15 protein-coding genes are annotated in these 16,594 nt (G+C 69.8%); 3 read left to right on the top strand and 12 right to left on the bottom strand.

Annotated features, from left to right (window positions below; translation table 11 throughout):
• Positions 1-53: 53 nt before the first annotated feature.
• The 5 genes from murJ to mutS form a co-directional block, all read right to left on the bottom strand.
• Positions 54-1,676 (bottom strand): murein biosynthesis integral membrane protein MurJ, encoded by a 1,623-nt coding sequence (gene murJ / locus FZN60_RS09065; RefSeq protein WP_158873158.1) that lies wholly within the window; start codon positions 1,674-1,676, stop codon positions 54-56.
• A 6-nt stretch (positions 1,677-1,682) separates the two neighbouring features.
• On the bottom strand, positions 1,683-4,550 hold the full coding sequence (locus FZN60_RS09060; protein ID WP_158873157.1) for a [protein-PII] uridylyltransferase: 2,868 nt from the start codon (positions 4,548-4,550) through the stop codon (positions 1,683-1,685).
• A gap of 249 nt (positions 4,551-4,799) precedes the next feature.
• Positions 4,800-5,198, bottom strand: a complete 399-nt coding sequence (locus FZN60_RS09055; protein WP_158873156.1) for a hypothetical protein — start codon at positions 5,196-5,198, stop codon at positions 4,800-4,802.
• Positions 5,199-5,524: 326 nt separating this feature from the next.
• Positions 5,525-5,983: a hypothetical protein gene (locus FZN60_RS09050; protein ID WP_158873155.1), complete on the bottom strand. Its 459-nt coding sequence runs from the start codon at positions 5,981-5,983 to the stop codon at positions 5,525-5,527.
• 97 nt (positions 5,984-6,080) lie between these two features.
• Positions 6,081-8,864: a DNA mismatch repair protein MutS gene (gene mutS / locus FZN60_RS09045; RefSeq protein WP_199266522.1), complete on the bottom strand. Its 2,784-nt coding sequence runs from the start codon at positions 8,862-8,864 to the stop codon at positions 6,081-6,083.
• A 253-nt stretch (positions 8,865-9,117) separates the two neighbouring features.
• Between mutS and FZN60_RS09040 the strand changes: the two genes are divergently transcribed.
• Positions 9,118-9,396, top strand: a complete 279-nt coding sequence (locus tag FZN60_RS09040) for a hypothetical protein (RefSeq protein WP_158873153.1) — start codon at positions 9,118-9,120, stop codon at positions 9,394-9,396.
• Between the two features lie 56 nt (positions 9,397-9,452).
• Here the strand turns inward: FZN60_RS09040 and cysK are convergent, their stop codons facing one another.
• Positions 9,453-10,481, bottom strand: coding sequence for a cysteine synthase A (cysK, locus tag FZN60_RS09035; protein WP_158873152.1), 1,029 nt, complete (start codon positions 10,479-10,481; stop codon positions 9,453-9,455).
• Between the two features lie 286 nt (positions 10,482-10,767).
• Between cysK and FZN60_RS09030 the strand changes: the two genes are divergently transcribed.
• Positions 10,768-11,574, top strand: a complete 807-nt coding sequence (locus FZN60_RS09030) for a GGDEF domain-containing protein (RefSeq protein ID WP_158873151.1) — start codon at positions 10,768-10,770, stop codon at positions 11,572-11,574.
• A gap of 13 nt (positions 11,575-11,587) precedes the next feature.
• Here FZN60_RS09030 and FZN60_RS09025 read toward each other — a convergent pair whose 3' ends face one another.
• Genes FZN60_RS09025 through rlmN form a run of 3 tightly spaced genes read right to left on the bottom strand, consistent with a single transcriptional unit; the run spans position 11,588 to position 13,781 of the window.
• Complete coding sequence (locus FZN60_RS09025; protein ID WP_158873150.1) at positions 11,588-12,061, bottom strand: hypothetical protein; 474 nt, start codon at positions 12,059-12,061, stop codon at positions 11,588-11,590.
• Between the two features lie 4 nt (positions 12,062-12,065).
• Complete coding sequence (locus tag FZN60_RS09020; RefSeq protein ID WP_158873149.1) at positions 12,066-12,527, bottom strand: hypothetical protein; 462 nt, start codon at positions 12,525-12,527, stop codon at positions 12,066-12,068.
• A gap of 15 nt (positions 12,528-12,542) precedes the next feature.
• A complete protein-coding gene (gene rlmN, locus FZN60_RS09015) occupies positions 12,543-13,781 on the bottom strand; it encodes a dual-specificity RNA methyltransferase RlmN (RefSeq protein ID WP_158873148.1) in 1,239 nt (412 codons plus the stop codon).
• A 246-nt stretch (positions 13,782-14,027) separates the two neighbouring features.
• Between rlmN and FZN60_RS09010 the strand changes: the two genes are divergently transcribed.
• On the top strand, positions 14,028-14,561 hold the full coding sequence (locus FZN60_RS09010) for a hypothetical protein (protein WP_158873147.1): 534 nt from the start codon (positions 14,028-14,030) through the stop codon (positions 14,559-14,561).
• Between the two features lie 67 nt (positions 14,562-14,628).
• On the opposite strand, the gene FZN60_RS09005 is transcribed toward FZN60_RS09010, so the two are convergent.
• The 3 genes from FZN60_RS09005 to thpR all read right to left on the bottom strand — a co-directional run bounded on the left by FZN60_RS09005 (position 14,629) and on the right by thpR (position 16,550).
• Positions 14,629-15,132: an invasion associated locus B family protein gene (locus FZN60_RS09005; RefSeq protein WP_158873146.1), complete on the bottom strand. Its 504-nt coding sequence runs from the start codon at positions 15,130-15,132 to the stop codon at positions 14,629-14,631.
• A 290-nt stretch (positions 15,133-15,422) separates the two neighbouring features.
• The gene (locus FZN60_RS09000; RefSeq protein WP_422570276.1) at positions 15,423-15,800 is read right to left on the bottom strand and encodes a YkvA family protein; all 378 of its coding nucleotides are present in this window, start codon (positions 15,798-15,800) and stop codon (positions 15,423-15,425) included.
• 156 nt (positions 15,801-15,956) lie between these two features.
• Positions 15,957-16,550 (bottom strand): RNA 2',3'-cyclic phosphodiesterase, encoded by a 594-nt coding sequence (gene thpR / locus FZN60_RS08995; protein WP_158873144.1) that lies wholly within the window; start codon positions 16,548-16,550, stop codon positions 15,957-15,959.
• Positions 16,551-16,594: the final 44 nt, after the last annotated feature.

The following is a 16,594-nucleotide window of genomic DNA, read 5'->3' as shown; positions in this document are numbered from 1 at the left end:
AGAGTGCGGCGAGTGGAGGCGAGAAGGGAAGAGCGGTCGGCGCACCCGACTGCTCATTCCGCCGCCTTCGCCCGGCCGCGGCGGCCCTTGGCGAGCTTCATCAGCATCGAGCGGTCCACCGCACCGAAGAGGACGGTGCAGGCGAAGTAGACGGCCATGGCGGAGGCGACGAGAAAGGCGAGGGCGGCGAGCTGGCGGTGGAGGCCGGCGGCCGGCACCAGCCAGTCCGACAGGAGGTGGAGCTCGACGAGGAGAAGGGCGCCCATGGCGAGCGAGGCGAGGAGCACGAGGGCGCCGCGCTTCACCAGCGCGCGGTCGATCTCCCACAGGCCTCGCCGCCAGAGGCCGAGAAAGAGAAGCCCGGCGTTCAGCCAGCCGGCCAGCGTCGTCGCCAGCGCGATGCCCTGCTCGGCGTAGAACTGGAAGAGGACGAAAGAAAGCACCGTGTTCGCCACGGCCGAGACCAGCGTCGCGCGCATCGGCGTCTTGGTGTCCTCGCGGGCGAAGAAGCCGGGCGAGAAGACCTTGATGAGGACGAAGGCCGGCAGGCCCAGCGCGTAGAGGCCGAGGACGCTGGCCACCGCCGGCGTCGCCGTCGGGTCGAAGGCGCCGCGCTCGTAGATGACGCGGATGATCGGTTCGGGGATCAGGAAGAGGGCGACGGCGGCGGGCAGCGTCAGGAACAGCGCGAATTCGAGCGAGCGGTTCTGCGTGTGCTGGGCCTCGCGCAGGTGCCCCGCCTTCAGCGCGCGGGCGAGCTCGGGCAGGAGCACGACGCCGATGGCCACCCCCACCATGCCGAGCGGCAGCTGGTAGGGTCGGTCGGCATATTGGAGGATCGACACGGCGCCCGGCTTGAAGGAGGCGATGGCCTGGCCGACGAAGAGGTTGATCTGGGTGATGCCGCCGATGAGCGCGGCCGGGCCCGCGAGGATCAGGAGCCGCTTCAGGTTCTGCGTCCAGCGCGGGACACCGAGCGCCACCGAGAAGCCGGCTAGGCGCATCGCCGCGACGACGAGGGCGAGCTGCGAGACGCCGGCCGCGAGCACGCCCCAGCTCATGAGGTGGCCGATCGTCACCGTGTCCGCCCCGACCCAGTGCGCGTAGAGGAGGACCGCGATCAGGATGATGTTGAGGAGCGTCGGGGCGACGGCCGCGGCGAAGAAGCGGCGGAAGGCGTTGAGGATGCCCGACACCATCGCCATCAGCGACATGCAGGCGAGATAGGGGAACATGATGCGCGAGAGTGTGACCGTCAGGTCGAAACGCGTCTCGCAGGAGATCGCCTGGCGCCCTGTGTCGACCGTGTCGACGCAGACGGCGAGGCCCGGCGCGATGATCGTCCTCACCAGCGTCGGCATGAAGATCATCGCCAGCACGGTCAGGGTCGTCAGGACCACGAAGAGCGTCGAGAAGATCTCGGAGGCGAAGCGCTTGGCGCCGCCCTCGCCGTCGGACTCGAGCGAGCGGGCGAAGAGCGGGATGAAGGCGGCGTTGAAGGCGCCTTCCGCGAAGAGCCGGCGGAAGAGGTTGGGAAAGCGGAAGGCGAGGTTGAAGGCGTCCGCCACCGGGCCCACACCCAAAGCGGACGCCATCATCATCTCGCGGCCGAAGCCGAAGACGCGGGACAGGAGCGTCGCGCCGCCGACGGTCGCGAACTTGCCGAAGAGGTTCATGGGAAACTAGCTCGCGATGCCGAAGGCCTGGGGCGAGGGCATCGACCCCTGCGCCGAGAGTTCGCGCTCGGGCGCGTCGAAGACTTGGCTCAGGCGCCGCTCGATGCGCTCGGCCCGCGAAGCGCTCGTGACCTTCGCGCCGATGAGGTCGGTGACGTAGAAGACGTCGACCACCTTCTCGCCATAGGTCGAGATGTGCGCCGAGCCGATGTCGAGATTGAGGTCGGAGATCGCCGAGGTCAGGTCGCACAGGAGGCCCGGCCGGTCGAGCCCCTCGACCTCGATCACCGAGAAGCGGTTCGATACCTCGTTGTCGACGCGGATGCGCGGCGGCACGGGAAAGACCTTGGCGCCGCGCGAGGGCTTGCGGCGGGCGAGAAGCGTGGGGAGCTGGTCCTGGCCGGTGAGGAGGCGCTTCAGCGTGTCGCCGATGCGGCCCGCCCGGCGCAGCTCGTCCTCGTCGGTCGGGAATTCGCGGTTGACGGTGATGATGTCGAGCGCCCGCCCGTCGGTGAGGGTGAAGATCTGCGCGTCGACGATGTTGGCGCCCGCCGCGGCGCAGGCGCCGGCGAGCAGCGAAACGAGGCGGGGATGGTCGGGCACGATCACCGTGATCTCGGTGATCGAGCGGAAGGCGTCCGTGCGCGTCGCGGTCGAGAGCGCCGTGCGGTCGGTCGCGCCGCGGATCAGGGCAGCGTGGCGCACCTGCTCGTCGAGCGGCACGGTCAGGAAGTAGTGGCGATAGTGCAGGTCGAGATAGCTTTCCCGCTCCTCCGCCGGCCAGTCGGCGAGGCGCCCGGCAAGGCGCCGGCGGGCGTTCTCGTAGCGCTCCTCGCGCGAGGCGGGCGAGAAGCCGCCGGTCAGAACCGGCTCGGTCTCGAGGTAGAGCGTGCGGATGAGCTGGCCCTTCCAGCCGTTCCAGACGCCGGGCCCGACGGCCGAGATGTCGCAGACGGTGAGGATCGTCAGCAGCCGCAGGCGGTCCAGCGTCTGCACCCGCTCGGAAAAGTCGAGGATGGTCTTGCGGTCGTTGAGGTCGCGGTGCTGCGCCGTCATCGAGAGGGTGAGATGGTCGAGAACGAGCCAGGAAACGAGCTCGGTCTCGCGCTCGTCGAGGCCGAGGCGCGGGCAGAGCTCGCGGGCGATGCGGGCGCCCGCGACCGAATGGTCCTCCGGCCGCCCCTTGGCGACGTCGTGGAGGAGAAGCGCGACGTAGAGCGCTGTGCGGTCGCGGATCTGGTTGATGAAGGAGGAGGTCAGCGGCATCTCGGCCGCCTGCTCGCCCTTTTCCAGGCGCGACAGCATCGCCACCGAGCGCAGGAGATGCTCGTCCACCGTGTAGTGGTGGTACATGTTGAACTGCATCATCGCGACGATCTTGCCGAATTCGGGGATGAAGCGGCCGAGCACCCCGGCCTCGTTCATCCGGCGAAGGTGCAGCTCGGGATCGTTCCGGTCGGTCAGGACGTCGAGGAAGAGGCTGTTGGCCTCCTTGTTGACGCGCAGGTCCGCGTCGACGAGGCGCAGCGAGCGGCGGATGAGCTTCAGCGCGTCCGGATGGTATTCCAGCTCGTGGAGCGCCGCGAGCCGGAAGATGCGGATGAGGTTCACCGGATCGCGGTGGAAGACCTCGCGGTCGGCCACCGTGATGCGGTTGTTGTCGACGCGGAAGTCGAGAGTGCCGGGAATGTGCCGGGCGCGCCTCCGCAGCGAGAGCATCAAGCCTTTCAAGCGGCCCGGCGCGTCCTTGGCGTTCTCCTCCTCCAGCGCGGCGCAGAAGATGCGGGTGAGGTCGCCGACGTCCTTGGCGATCAGGAAGTAGTGCTTCATGAAGCGCTCGACGTCGCGAAGGCCCGGATGGGCGATGTAGCCGAGGCGCCGGGCGATCTCCGGCTGGAGGTCGAAGGACAGGCGCTCCTCGGCCTTGCCCGTGACGAAGTGGAGGTGGCAGCGCACCGCCCAGAGGAAGTCCTCGGCCTTGCGGAAGAGGCGCGCCTCGCGGGCCGAAAAGACGCCGAGCGCGACGAGGGCGGCGCTCGTGTCGACGCGGTAGTGGTACTTCGCGATCCAGAACAGGGTGTTGAGGTCGCGAAGGCCGCCCTTGCCCTCCTTGACGTTCGGCTCGACGAGGTAGCGCGTGTCGCCGCTCTTCTCGTGGCGCGCGTTGCGCTCGGCGAGCTTGGCGGCGATGAACTCCTGGCTCGTGCCCTTCACCACCTCCTCGTCGAAGCGGCGGCCGAGCTCGTCGAACAGGGCCTCGTCGCCGGCGATCAGCCAGCGCTCCAGGATGGCGGTGCGGATGGTGAAGTCGGAGCGCGAGAGCTTGATGCACTCCTCGACGTTGCGCGTCGCGTGGCCGACCTTGAAGCCGAGATCCCACAGGAGATAGAGCAGGTACTCCGCGACCTGCTCGCCCAGCGCCGTCTGCTTGTAGGGCAGGAGGAACAGGAGGTCGATGTCCGAGCCCGGCGCCAGCGTGCCGCGGCCGTAGCCGCCCACGGCCAGGATCGCCATGCGCTCGCCCGACGACAGGTTCGAGGCGTGGAAGACGTGGCGCAGGGCATAATCGTGGACGAGCCGGATCAGCGCGTCCTGGAGGGTGGCGAGGCGGCGCGCGCAGAGATAGCCGCCGCCGTCGACCTTGAGGCGCTCCTCGCATTCGCGCCGCCCCTCGCGCACGGCTTCCTTCAGGAGGGCGAGCACCGCCGCCCGCGCCTGCGGCGAGGCGCCGGCCGTGCCGTCCTCGCCGGCGATGGCCGCCATTCGCTGGCGCAGGAAGGGCTCGTCGAAGATGCCGGACAGGTCGATGGTCTCGTCGAAGGGCGCGGCGGACGGCGCCGACGCGTGGCGAGGATCGATCACGGTCGTGGACATCAAACCCTCAACACCGGCGTTCGGACGGGTGCGACGAACCCGGCGGCTCGTCGTGCGGACGGGCGCCTATAGCCCATTTGTCCCGCAGTCGCGAGGCGTTGGCCCCGCAAGGCCGTCGCCTCCGCCGAGGCCGCCGGGCAGAAAACCACGAGCGGGCTGAAGAAAGCAAAAACGGCCACTTCCGGGATGGGAGCGGCCGTCGTGGTCATTGGGTGGCTCGGGTGGCGCCCGCGACGGGGCGAGGAGGGGTCAGCGGATCTGCTGGCGGACGATCTCGTCGTTGCGGTCCATAAAGAAGCGCGAGCCGGGAACGCCGGTGCGAGGCGCGGTAGCGATGCCGTCACCGGCGGCATAGCCGTAGGCCCGGACCGTTCCCTGGCGCGTCGCGGATCCATCGGTCGCCGAGGCGGCGATGTTCTGGCGGACGAGTTCTTCGCGGCGGTCGCGATAATAGCTGGAGCCCGGGACCCGCTCGGCCTCGGTGCGCACGCTGACGGCGCTGCCGGTGGAGGCGGAAACGTCCTGGCGGGCGATCTCGTCGCTGCGGTCGAAGTAGTAGTTCGAGCCGGGGACCTGGGCGAAGGCGGAGGTCGAAGCAAGGCTTGCTACGGCAATGGCGGCGGCGCCGACGAGGTTCGAAATCTTCATGGCATTGGCTTTCTGTTGTCTGTCGCAGCGACGGGAGTTCCGAATCCGGCAACCCGGCGGCGTCGCTCGATGACAGCGATATGGCCTCCTTCCGATCCCGCATAAAGGCGCAGATCGTGAACGGTCCGTGCGCCCGCATCGCGGAACTTTCGGATGCTTCGTGCACAAACAGGCAGAATAAGCGAATGGCTCCATCATTCCCGATGCTTGGTCGACGCCGAGAGTCTCATGCCCCCGGCGCACGAACGCGAAAAAGGCTCCGGACCAGGGGTCCGAAGCCTTTCGTCACGCTTGTTTGAAGCAGGGCCGAAGCCCGCTTGTGCCGGTTACTGAGCGACCTGCTCGCGCTCCAGCGTCTCGGCGTTGTTCTCCTGCGAGGTGGAGCCGGGGACGTCCTGAGCCGTCGGGCTGGCGTCGGTCGGCAGCTCCTGCACCGAGCTGGTCGTGGCCGGATCCGTCGAGCCGTCCGGACCCACGGTCTGGCCGGTCGCGGCGGTACCGGCCGCGACAGCGGCGCGGTCGGCCTCTTCGCACTCCTGGATGCCGCTGTCCTGCGAGCCGACCGGGATCTGGCAGCCCGGGGTAGTGCTCGGCGCGTCCATGGCCATGCTGCCGGACTGCTCGGCGACGCCCTGGCGCTGCAGCGCCTCGGCGTTGTTCTCCTGGCTGGTCGAGCCGGGAACGTCCTGGTTGGTCGGGCTGACGGCGCTCTGCTGAGCATAGGCGGCGCCGCCGAAGCCGGCGGTGGCAAGAACGGTGGCGGCGAAGAGGGTCGAGAACTTCATCTTTACATTCCCCGGAGTTTGCATCGTTGGACCCCTAACGTGCCCTTTCCGAGAAGGTTGCTTGCCACCAAGACAAAATGTGTCGATTGCTTGACGCTCAGATGACGCCGTCCCGAGCCAGTCCTTTCAGGCGATAGAGCGCCTCCAGCGCCTCGCGCGGCGTCATCGTGTCCGGGTCGAGCGCGTCGATGGCCGGGCGCAGAGGATCGGTGCGGGCTGGCGGCGGCGCGGGCGTGGGCGCCGGGGCGGCGGCCAGTGCCGAGAACAGGGGCAGCTCGTCCAGCGCCACGCCGCGCTTTTCGCCGCGCTCGGAGCGTTCGAGATCGTTCAGGATCGTTCGTGCCCGCTCCACCACGACGGCGGGCAGGCCCGCCAGCCGCGCGACCTGGATGCCGTAGGAGCGGTCGGCGACGCCCGGCACGACCTCGTGCAGGAAGATCACCTCGCCCTCCCACTCCTTCACGCGCATGGTGGCGTTGCGCACCCGCTTCATGCGGGTGGCGAGCACGGTCATCTCGTGGAAGTGGGTGGCGAAGAGGGCGCGGCAGCGGTTCGCCTCGTGGAGGTGCTCGGCGCTCGCGAAGGCGATCGACAGGCCGTCATAGGTCGCCGTGCCCCGGCCGATCTCGTCGAGGATCACGAGGGCGCGCGGACCCGCCTGGTTGAGGATCGCGGCCGTCTCGACCATCTCGACCATGAAGGTCGAGCGACCCTCGGCGAGGTCGTCCGAAGCGCCGACCCGGCTGAACAGGCGGTCGACGACACCGATATGGGCGTGCTTGGCCGGCACGAAGGCGCCGATCTGGGCGAGAACGGCGATCAGCGCGTTCTGGCGCAGGAAGGTCGACTTGCCGCCCATGTTGGGGCCGGTGAGAAGCCAGATCGCGCCGGCGTCCCCGGCAGCGCCCCGCCCCTTCGCCCGGCTTGCTCCGGCGGGCGGCGACAGGTCGCAATCGTTGGACACGAAGCGCTGGCTCGATCCGCTCGCCCGCAAGGCGGCCTCCACCACGGGATGGCGACCGCCCTCGATCCGGAAGGCGAGGCTGTCGTCGACGCTCGGCCGCGACCAGTCCTCGGCGCTGGCGAGCTCGGCGAGCCCGGCCGCGACATCGAGCGCGGCGACCGCCGCCGCGCCCGCCTTTAAGGGCTCGGCCTGCGCGACCGCGAGGGCGGAGAGATGGGCGAAGGCGTCGAGCTCGAGGCGCAGCGCCTCGGCGCCGGCGCCGGCGATGCGGGTTTCCAGCTCGGAGAGTTCGAGCGTCGAGAAGCGCATGGCGGAGGCCAGGGTCTGGCGGTGGGTGAAGCGCGTGCCGTCCTCGCGCCCCATCAGGCCCGGCCCCTGTGCCTCGGGCACCTCGACGAAGTAGCCGAGGACGTTGTTGTGGCGGATCTTCAGCGAGCGAAGGCCCGTTTCCTGGGCGTAGCGCGCCTGCAGCGCGGCGATGACGCGCCGCGTATCGTCGGCGAGCGCCCGCGCCTCGTCGAGCTGCGGGATGGCACCCGCCGCCACGAGGCCGCCCTCGCGGGCGAGAAGCGGCAGGTCGTCGGCGAGGAGCCGGTCGAGCTCGGCCGCGAGCGTTTCCGGCAGGGCCAGAAGGGCCGCCAGCCCCTCCGCGGTCTCGGCCGGCAGATCGCCCGCTTTCCCGAGGATGTCCGCGAGGAGGCGTCCGCGGCTCAGCGCCTCGCGCAGGCAGCCGAGGTCGCGCGGGCCCCCGCGACCGAGCGCGAGGCGGCCGACCGCCCGCTCGATGTCGGGAAAGGATTTCAGCCCCGCCCGAAGCGCCGTTCGCAGGCCCCCGTCGCCGTGCAGCCGGGCGACGGCGCCCTGCCGCTCGGCGATGGCGGCCGTGTCGGTCAAGGGCGCGGCGAGGCGGGCGGCGAGAAGGCGGGCGCCCGCGCCCGTCAGCGTCCGGTCGATCACCGACAGGAGGCTGCCCGCCGTCCTGCCGGACGTCGTGCGCGTCAGTTCCAGCGAGGCGCGCGTCGCCGCGTCGATCAGCATGACGGCGCCCGGCTCGTGCCGGCGCGGGCGCGAGAGCGCGGGCCGGGCGGCGAGCTGCGTCTTGCCGAGATAGGCGAGGAGCGCGGCGGCGGCCGAGAGTTCGGCGCGCGGGAAATCGCCGAAGCCGTCGAGCGTGGCGACGCCGAAGAAGCGCGCCACGCGCTCGCCCGCCGTCGCCCCGTCGAAGAGGCTGGCGGGCTCGGGCCGGGCGATCGCGCGGAAGCGGCCGAGCGCGGCGGCGACCTCCGGGTCCGCGAAGACCGGGTCGGCCATGACGATCTCGCTCGGATCGAGCCGGGCGAGATCGGCGCCGAGCCGCGCGAGGTCGGAGGAGCCGGTCTCGAAGGAGCCGGTCGACAGGTCCGTCCAGGCGAGCGCGAACTCGGCCGCGGGGCCGGCCGGGCCGAGCCGGGCGAGCGCGACGAGGGCGTTGACGCGGCCGGGCTCGAGCAGCGCTTCCTCGGTGATCGTGCCGGGGGTGACGAGGCGCACGACGTCGCGCTTCACCACCGATTTCGCGCCGCGCTTCTTGGCTTCCGCCGGATCCTCGATCTGCTCGCAGACCGCGACGCGGTGGCCGAGCGAGATCAGGCGGCGCAGATAGTCGTCGGCATTGGCCACGGGCACCCCGGCCATCGGGATGTCCTCGCCCAGGTGCTTGCCGCGCTTGGTCAGCTGGATGCCGAGCGCCTGCGCGGCGACCGCCGCGTCCTCGAAGAACAGCTCGTAGAAGTCGCCCATCCGGTAGAACAGGAGGCAGTCGGGATTGGCGGCCTTGATCTCGATGTACTGCGCCATCATCGGCGTCGGAGCGGCGGCGGCGGGCGGAGCGGGCTTGGAAGGGCCGTCCGGCAGGTCGGCGTCGAGGAGTTCGCTCATGACGTCCATTTCGAGAACCCGTACTTTACGCGGAACGCAGCAGCTTGCATTAAAGCAGGAGTGCGGGTCGCCTCCAGCACCGGGGAGCGAAATCCCCGGAAGCTTGATGCCGGGTCGGTTGGTTTTCGGTCCGCGAGCGGCCATCTGTCCGCTTCACCTGCGGTTCATCCGCGATGCGCGACAGGTCGGGCGGGCGGCGCGGTGCCGGGATTTCGAGCGGCAGGCGCGGCGAATGCAAGGGCATGGATGTTCGATGACGAAACTGGCGATCTTCGCAGCGGCCCTGGGCCTCGCTTTGTCGGCCGCGGCGGCGGGGCCCGCCTGGGCGGCCGACAGCATCTACGATTACGCCGTGTCCCACCCCGTGCCGGATGCGGGCCTGGGCGTGCGGCCGACCATCGGCGATTCGGTGCCGCCCAACGTGCAGCTCCAGGTGCCGGACGGCGGCGGCCCTTTCGGCTACTTCTATTATGAAGGCCAGCCGATCATCGTCGACATGGCGACGCGCGCCGTGGTGCGGATCGGCCAGTAAGAGCCGGGTCGGGGGCCGGAGCCGGCGGGCATGGCCGCCGGCTCCGGAGAGCGTTCTCAGATCGAGGGCGTGCCGCGCTTGGGCTCGTCGCCGTCGCCTTCCGGCACGAGGCCTTCGAACAGCGCCGTCGAGAGGTAGCGCTCGGCGAAGGAGGGGATGATCACGACGATCGTCTTTCCCTCGAATTCCGGGCGGCGGCCGACCTCGATGGCCGCGGCGAGCGCCGCGCCCGACGAGATGCCGACCGGCACGCCCTCCAGCCGGGCGACGAGCCGGGCGTGGTCGAAGGCCGAATCGTTCGAGACCGTCACCACCTCGTCGTAGATCGAGCGGTCGAGGATCGCCGGGGCGAAGCCCGCGCCGATGCCCTGGATCTTGTGGGGGCCGGGATTGCCGCCGGACAGGACCGGCGAGGCCTCGGGCTCCACGGCGACGATGTGGAGGTTCGGGTTGCGGCTCTTGAGGACCTGCCCGGTGCCGGTGATCGTGCCGCCCGTGCCGATGCCCGACACGAAGACGTCGACCTGGCCCTTGGTGTCGTTCCAGATCTCCTCGGCCGTGGTGACGCGGTGGATCTCGGGATTGGCCGGGTTCTCGAACTGCTGCGGGATCACCGCGTCGGGGATCTCGGCGACGAGCTCCTCGGCCTTGGCGATCGCGCCCTTCATGCCCTTCGGCCCCTCGGTGAGGACGAGGTCGGCGCCGAGCAGCCGCAGCATCTTGCGCCGCTCGACCGACATGGTCTCGGGCATGGTCAGGATCAGCCGGTAGCCCTTGGCGGCGGCCGCGAAGGCGAGCGCGATGCCGGTGTTGCCCGAGGTCGGCTCGATGAGCGTCGTCTTGCCCGGGACGATGCGCCCCTGCGCTTCCAGCGCTTCCAGCATGGCGACGCCGATGCGGTCCTTCACCGAGGCGATCGGATTGAAGAATTCGAGCTTGGCGAGAAGCGTCGCCTTCACGCCCTTGTCGGCGGCGAGCTTGTCGAGGCGCACCAGCGGCGTGTCGCCGATCGTGTCGAGAATGGAGTCGTAGATGCGCCCGCGGCCCTTCGTGCGGGCGGCGGAGGACTCGTTGAGGCTGTCCATGCTGGGCACTCCCTGTACGTATCGCGCGGTGGTCGAAGCGAAGATCGGGCGCGGAGTCTAATCGGCCGACGGCACCCCGCCAGGAACGGGCATGCCAAAGGTGGCCTCCGGAGGGAAATGGATTTCTCGCGAGGACGGGCAGATCCGGCCGCGAGCAATCCTTCCGACCCGTTCGTTCGAAATTTCCCTTTTGGATTAGGTGCTTCTTAGATCGCCCGTGGCAACCCTTCCTAAGATCCAACCGCTCGGACGTTGTGAAGACGGCAGCTCGCAACTGGAGAATACGGTGACAGAACCTAGAGATATGGTGAAGACGATGGCCGGGGAGTTCGCGCTCCTCGCCCTCTGCCTCGCAGCAATCTGCGGAATCGCGGCCTACTACGTCTTCGAGGATTTCGGCGCCCAGGTGGTGGGCCTCGCCATGGGATTCGGCGTCCTCTGCGCGGGCTTTGCGGCGCTGCCGCTCGGGGCGCTGGTCTTCCTGCGCCTCAACAGCCTGGTGCGCGCCAACCGCGTCCTCGCCACCGCTGCCACCACCGACCGGCTCACCAACCTTCTCAACCGGGCCACCTTCGTGTCGAAGGTGCAGAAGGAGCTGCGCCAGATCCGCGGGCAATACAGCGAGTTCACGGCCTACGCCCTTCTCGTCGTCGACGCCGACCACTTCAAGCGGATCAACGACCAGCTCGGCCATCCCGTGGGCGACGCGGCGCTTCGGGCGATCTCCAACGTCGTGCGCCGCTCGGTGCGCACCAGCGACGTCGTCGGGCGCCTGGGCGGCGAGGAGTTCGCCGTGTTCCTGCGCGGCGTCGACCGTCCCGCGGCGATGCTCGTCGCCGAGCGCCTGCGCCGGGCGGTGGAGAAGGTCGAGATCGGCGAGGGCGCCCTGGCGCGCCGCCTGTCCGTCAGCATCGGCGGCGTCGCCTTCACCTCGGGCGAGAGCTTCGAGCGGCTCTACGAGATCGCCGACGCGAACCTCTACCGCGCCAAGGAAGGGGGCCGGAACCGCGTCGAGATCCACGCCCTCGCCGAGCCGCCGGTGATCGTCGACAATCGTCTCCTGCACCGCCGGGTCGTGCCCGGACGCGCCTGATCCCCTCCGGCCGTCAGGCGAGGGGCGGGGGCTCGGCGGGCGAGGCGACGGGCGGCGCCGGCTCGCGGCGGAAGCGGCGGCGCCAGCGGCCGGCCGCGTGCCCGGCGACGATCCAGTAGACAAGGGCGAAGGACAGGCTCGCCACCACGATCGCCGTTTGGACGCTGAGCGCGGGCGGGCGCGTGCCGTAGGCGGCGAGCGACAGGACGATTCCGCCGAGAAAGCCGGCCGCGACGTGGAGCAGGATCGACGACAGGCCGAGAACCTCCGTCGCCACCATGAACACCGCCCAGGGCAGGAGCACGACCGAGCCGATCTGCGCGACCTGGGCGAGGAAGCCGACGGCGAGTTCGGCGAGGTAGGCGGGGTCGCTCGCCGCCAGCGCACCCGGGTCGAGAAAGGGCCAGAGCAGCGCGAACGCCGCCGCGACCGTCGCGGCGATGAAGCCGAGCGGGATCAGGAACAGGAAGCGGAACAGCGTCGCCATGGCGTCAGGCGGGTCGGAGCGCGGACGGACGCGCGGCGAGCCAGTCGAAGCGGGCCGCGGCATAGGTCCAGCCGGCAACCGCGCCGCTGAGGACGATGCAGACCGGCCCGACCCAGGAGGGAGCGCTTCCAAGCCAGAGCGAGGACGCCAGCCCGTTCCCCGCGCCCAAGGCGGCGCCGAGGACGCGGGATGCGCCGCGCCATTCCAGGAGGACGATCGCGACGACGGCCAGCGGCGCGGCCCAGAAGGCGATCAGGGCGGAAACGAGCACGATGATCGGCAGGATGGCGAGGATCCGTTCGCCGATCCCGCCCACGAGGTCCGGCGGCATGTGCGGCACGGCGCCAGAGAGCCGATCAGCCAGAAGCCCGATGCCTAGCAGGAGCGGGATCAGCGTGAAGCCCGCCGCCAGACAGGCGCAGACATAGGCGCCCGCGATCCGCAGGAGGCGGACGAGGATCGGCACGCCCGCCCGCTCCCGTCAGGCTTGCGCGACGGCGTCCGCCGCCAGCCGCTCGCTTTTCTTCATGCGCTCGGTCTCCGACTTCAGCTGACCGCAGGCGGCGAAGATGTCGCGGCCGCGCGGCGTGCGGATCGGCGAGGCGTAGCCGGCATCGTTGACGAGGTCGGCGAAGCGCTCGATCTGGTCCCAGTCCGAGCACTCGTAGGGCGAGCCCGGCCAGGGATTGAACGGGATCAGGTTGATCTTGGCCGGAATGCCCTTGAGGAGCCGCACCAGCTCGCGCGCGTCGGCGAGGCTGTCGTTGATCCCCTTCAGCATCACGTATTCGAAGGTGATGCGCCGCGCATTGGACAGGCCCGGATAGGCCCGGCAGGCGGCGAGGAGCTCGTCCAGCGGATACTTCTTGTTGATCGGCACGAGGACGTCGCGCAGATCGTCGCGGACGGCATGGAGCGAGATCGCCAGCATCACGCCCATCTCGGCACCGGTCTTCGGGATCATCGGCACGACGCCGGAGGTCGAGAGCGTGATGCGGCGCTTGGAGAGCGACAGCCCGTCGCCGTCGCTCGCGACGGCGAGCGCTTGGCGGACGTTGTCGAAGTTGTAGAGCGGCTCGCCCATGCCCATCATCACGACGTTCGACACGAGGCGGCCCTCGCTCGGCACGATCGCGCCGGCCGGCGTCGCCGCGTCCGGGAAGTCGCCGAGGCGCTGGCGCGCGGCGATCACCTGTCCGACGATCTCGGAGGGCTCGAGGTTGCGCACGAGGCGCTGCGTGCCGGTGTGGCAGAAGGAGCAGGTGAGCGTGCAGCCGACCTGGGACGAGACGCAGAGCGTGCCGCGCCCTTCCTCGGGAATGTAGACGGTCTCGATCTCCACCGGGCGGCCGGCGCCGCGGGCGGGAAAGCGGAACAGCCACTTGCGCGTGCCGTCCACCGAGATCTGCTCGGACACGATCTCCGGCGCTTCGAGCGTGAAGGCGTCGGCGAGGGCGGTCTTCATGTCGCGCGACACGTTGTTCATCGCGTCGAAGGAGGCGACGCCGCGGACATAGAGCCAGTGCCAGAGTTGGCTGGCGCGCATGCGCCGCTGCTTCTCCGGCACGCCGATCGACGCCAGCGCCTCCGCGAGGCCATCCCGGTCGAGCCCGATCAGCGAGGGCTTCTCGCCGGCGGGCGCGAGCGGCGCCGCGAGGACGGCCGCGGGAACGCGCGGGCGCGCGCTGGCCGGAACGGTGAGGTCGAGGGAGAGCGCCATGCTTCAAAGGTCCTTCGCGCCCACGCCGCGATCCTGTGGCGGGGTCTTATCGGTTCGGATCAGCGCAGGAGGTGCCCGTCCGGGACGCCCGGCCGGGCGCGCCGTGGACGCGCCGTCGCGCATAATCTGGCTTCAGGTCCCTGCACATGCGCTTTTCGGGCGGTTTTCGCAAGACTCGGCCTCGATCGCTCCAAGTCGAAGAATGCCGATCACGCGATATCAACTCGGCGGCATGACGCTGCGAGCATGGACGCGATCGCCGAAGTCTCCGGAACGACCCTGCCGCTCGAGCCCTTCATCGTCGCGACGACGCGAGCCAACGAATGGCGCGGACGCTGCATCGACGTCTTCAGCCGGACCGAGGCGGCGGTTGCGAAGACCCTTGCTGCGATGTCGCACTGTCCCCATCGCGGTGGACAGGTTGCCCTGCCTCATCTCGTCGGCCAACGCTTCGAGGCCCTTGCCAGCGCGATTGCGTCAAGCGGTCCGTTTCATCGCGAAGGCGCATGCGCCGCGGAAGCGCTCGAACGGTTCCGCGAACATGATCGCCTACGCCCCGCCCTGTGCCACGGCGTCGGTCACATCACTCTGGACGGCCGAGGACGATGGACGTTGGTTCTGCGCTTCGCGGCGTTTCGCGGTGGAAAGCTTGCCGACGAGCTGGTTGTCGTGACGCAAGCCGAGGCCGACGACGTCCTCGATGACCTGACGCGCACCTCCCAGGTGCTTTCGAGCCGTCTCGGGAACCTTCGCGGAGCTTTGTCCGCGAAACAGGACTGATCGACGGAAACGAAGAAAGGCGCCGGGATCGCCGGCGCCTTCCTGCAAATGCCTGGGGCGAGTGCGCTTACCGGCAGGTGCTGATCGACTTCAGCGCGGCGGTGACGCCGGCGAGCGAGTACTTGTAGCTGGTCGGGGTGCCGCGTTGCGACGTCGCCTGCACGGTCATCGCCTTGCCGTTGCGCAGCGCCGCCACGAGCTGGGGCTCTTCCGCCGCGTTCTCCATCCAGGCCGACTCGCCCTTGGTGAACAGCGCGTACTTCTTGCCGTCGATGTCGACGTTGACCTTAGAGCCCTCGCGCAGCGGGTAGCCCATCACGACCTGCGGCTCGAAGGACACGTTCTGGCCGGGCTTCTGGGACACGAGGAAGAAGATGTCGCCGTGGTCGACGCTCGCCGGCGACTTCTCGGTCGGCTGCGAGAGGATGTAGCAGACCTTGCCGCCGGCCGCGTCGTAGGAATAGCTGCCCCAGGCGTTGAACTGATTGATGCGCGTCGGCGTCTGCGCGGCGCTCGCCAGGCTCGACATGATCAGAATGGCCGCCGTCGCCGAAAACACCTTCCTCAACATGGGGGTCCCCGCTCTCCGCTCGTTCTCGATGACATGCCCGCGCCCCGACTTGCCCGCGAGGGCGGTCCGGGCCAGGCCTTTGCTGCATTTCAACAGGAAGGTCTTTACCCGCGGTTAACGACGATCCGACGTCGCCGCGGAGGTTCCGACCGCAGATCCCGCAGACGAGCGGGCCCGCGGGATCCCCGGGGCCGTGGCGAAACGGCATCGCATCCTGATTAAAATGCGCGAGGTTACGGTCAAGCGAACGAAGGTGGCGAGAGTTGGGCGCCGTTTCGGCTCGGTGGCCCTCAGGCCTCGCGCATCTCGGCCAGCGTTTCGCGCGCCCGGTCGTAGTGCTCGGGCCGGATGTTGTCGTTCACGGTGCGAAAGGCGGCGAGCAGCACCGCCGCGTCGTCCACGAAGCCGAGGCCGAACAGGATGTCGGGCACGAAGTCCATCGGCAGGACGAAATAGGCCAGGGCGGCCAGCAGGATGCCCCGGGCCGCCGGCGGGGTCCGGGGGTCGGTCGCGCAGTAGAAGCTGGCGACGACGTCGTCCATGAAGGGAATGCGCGACAAGGCGCGCTTGGCCGTCGCGAAGAAGGTGCGCCGGACCCGCGCCTCCTGGCGCGACTGTTCCTCCGGGCTTCCCGGCACGAGAATCTCGCCAACCGTTTCCGCGTCGATGACGTCGGTTCCCGTGGCTCTCGGCTCGCTCATCTCGGCTCCTCGCGAACGGGCGCCGGTTCCTGCCGCCGGACGCCATGCTGGCGCGGCGAAGATGGGTCGCGCCGCCCGGCGGAACAAGCCCGCCGGGGAGAAGCCGAGGAGCGAGGGGCCGCCTCAGCGCGGGGCGAGGTGGGCGCCGGCCTGGATCGGGGCGCCGCCCGTCCGCGCCGGCGTGCCGGACAGACGGAAGGCCTCCTCGATCACGTAGGGACCGCCCCCGACCGACTCGCGCGAGGAATACAGAACGAAGCGGTCGACCTTGAAGGGCGGCGTGCGGAAGTTCGCGCGGCCGTCGAGGTAGCGCGCCACCTCGGCGTCCTTGGGGTTGCGCAGGCGCGCCAGCGTGACGTGCGGCGTGAAGCGGCGGGGATCGGCCGGCAGGCCGGGCCGGCGCACCGCCCGGTCGGCCTCGGCCTGGAGCGCTTCCAGCTCGGGCGAGGCCTCGACGCCGGCATAGACCGAGTGGGGCTTCTTGGTGCCGAAGCTGCCGACGCCCTTGAGGGCGATCTGGAAGGGCGCGCGCACGATCCGGTCGAGCGAGGCCACGACCTCGTCAGCGAGGCGCGCCTCGACGTCGCCGATGAAGCGAAGCGTCAGGTGGTAGTTCTCCGCGTCGATCCAGCGGGCGGAGGCGAGGCCGCCGCGCAGGAAGGACAGGGACAAGGCGGCATCGCGTGGGATTTCGAGGGCGACGAACAATCGGGGCATCTCAGCGTCCTTTCGCGGGCCAGCTCTTTGGTAGGATGTTCACC

Origin of the sequence: Antarcticirhabdus aurantiaca, assembly GCF_009765365.1 — a bacterium.
GTDB classification, from domain to species: domain Bacteria; phylum Pseudomonadota; class Alphaproteobacteria; order Rhizobiales; family Rhizobiaceae; genus Antarcticirhabdus; species Antarcticirhabdus aurantiaca.
This window is presented reverse-complemented; position numbering and strand designations above follow the sequence as displayed.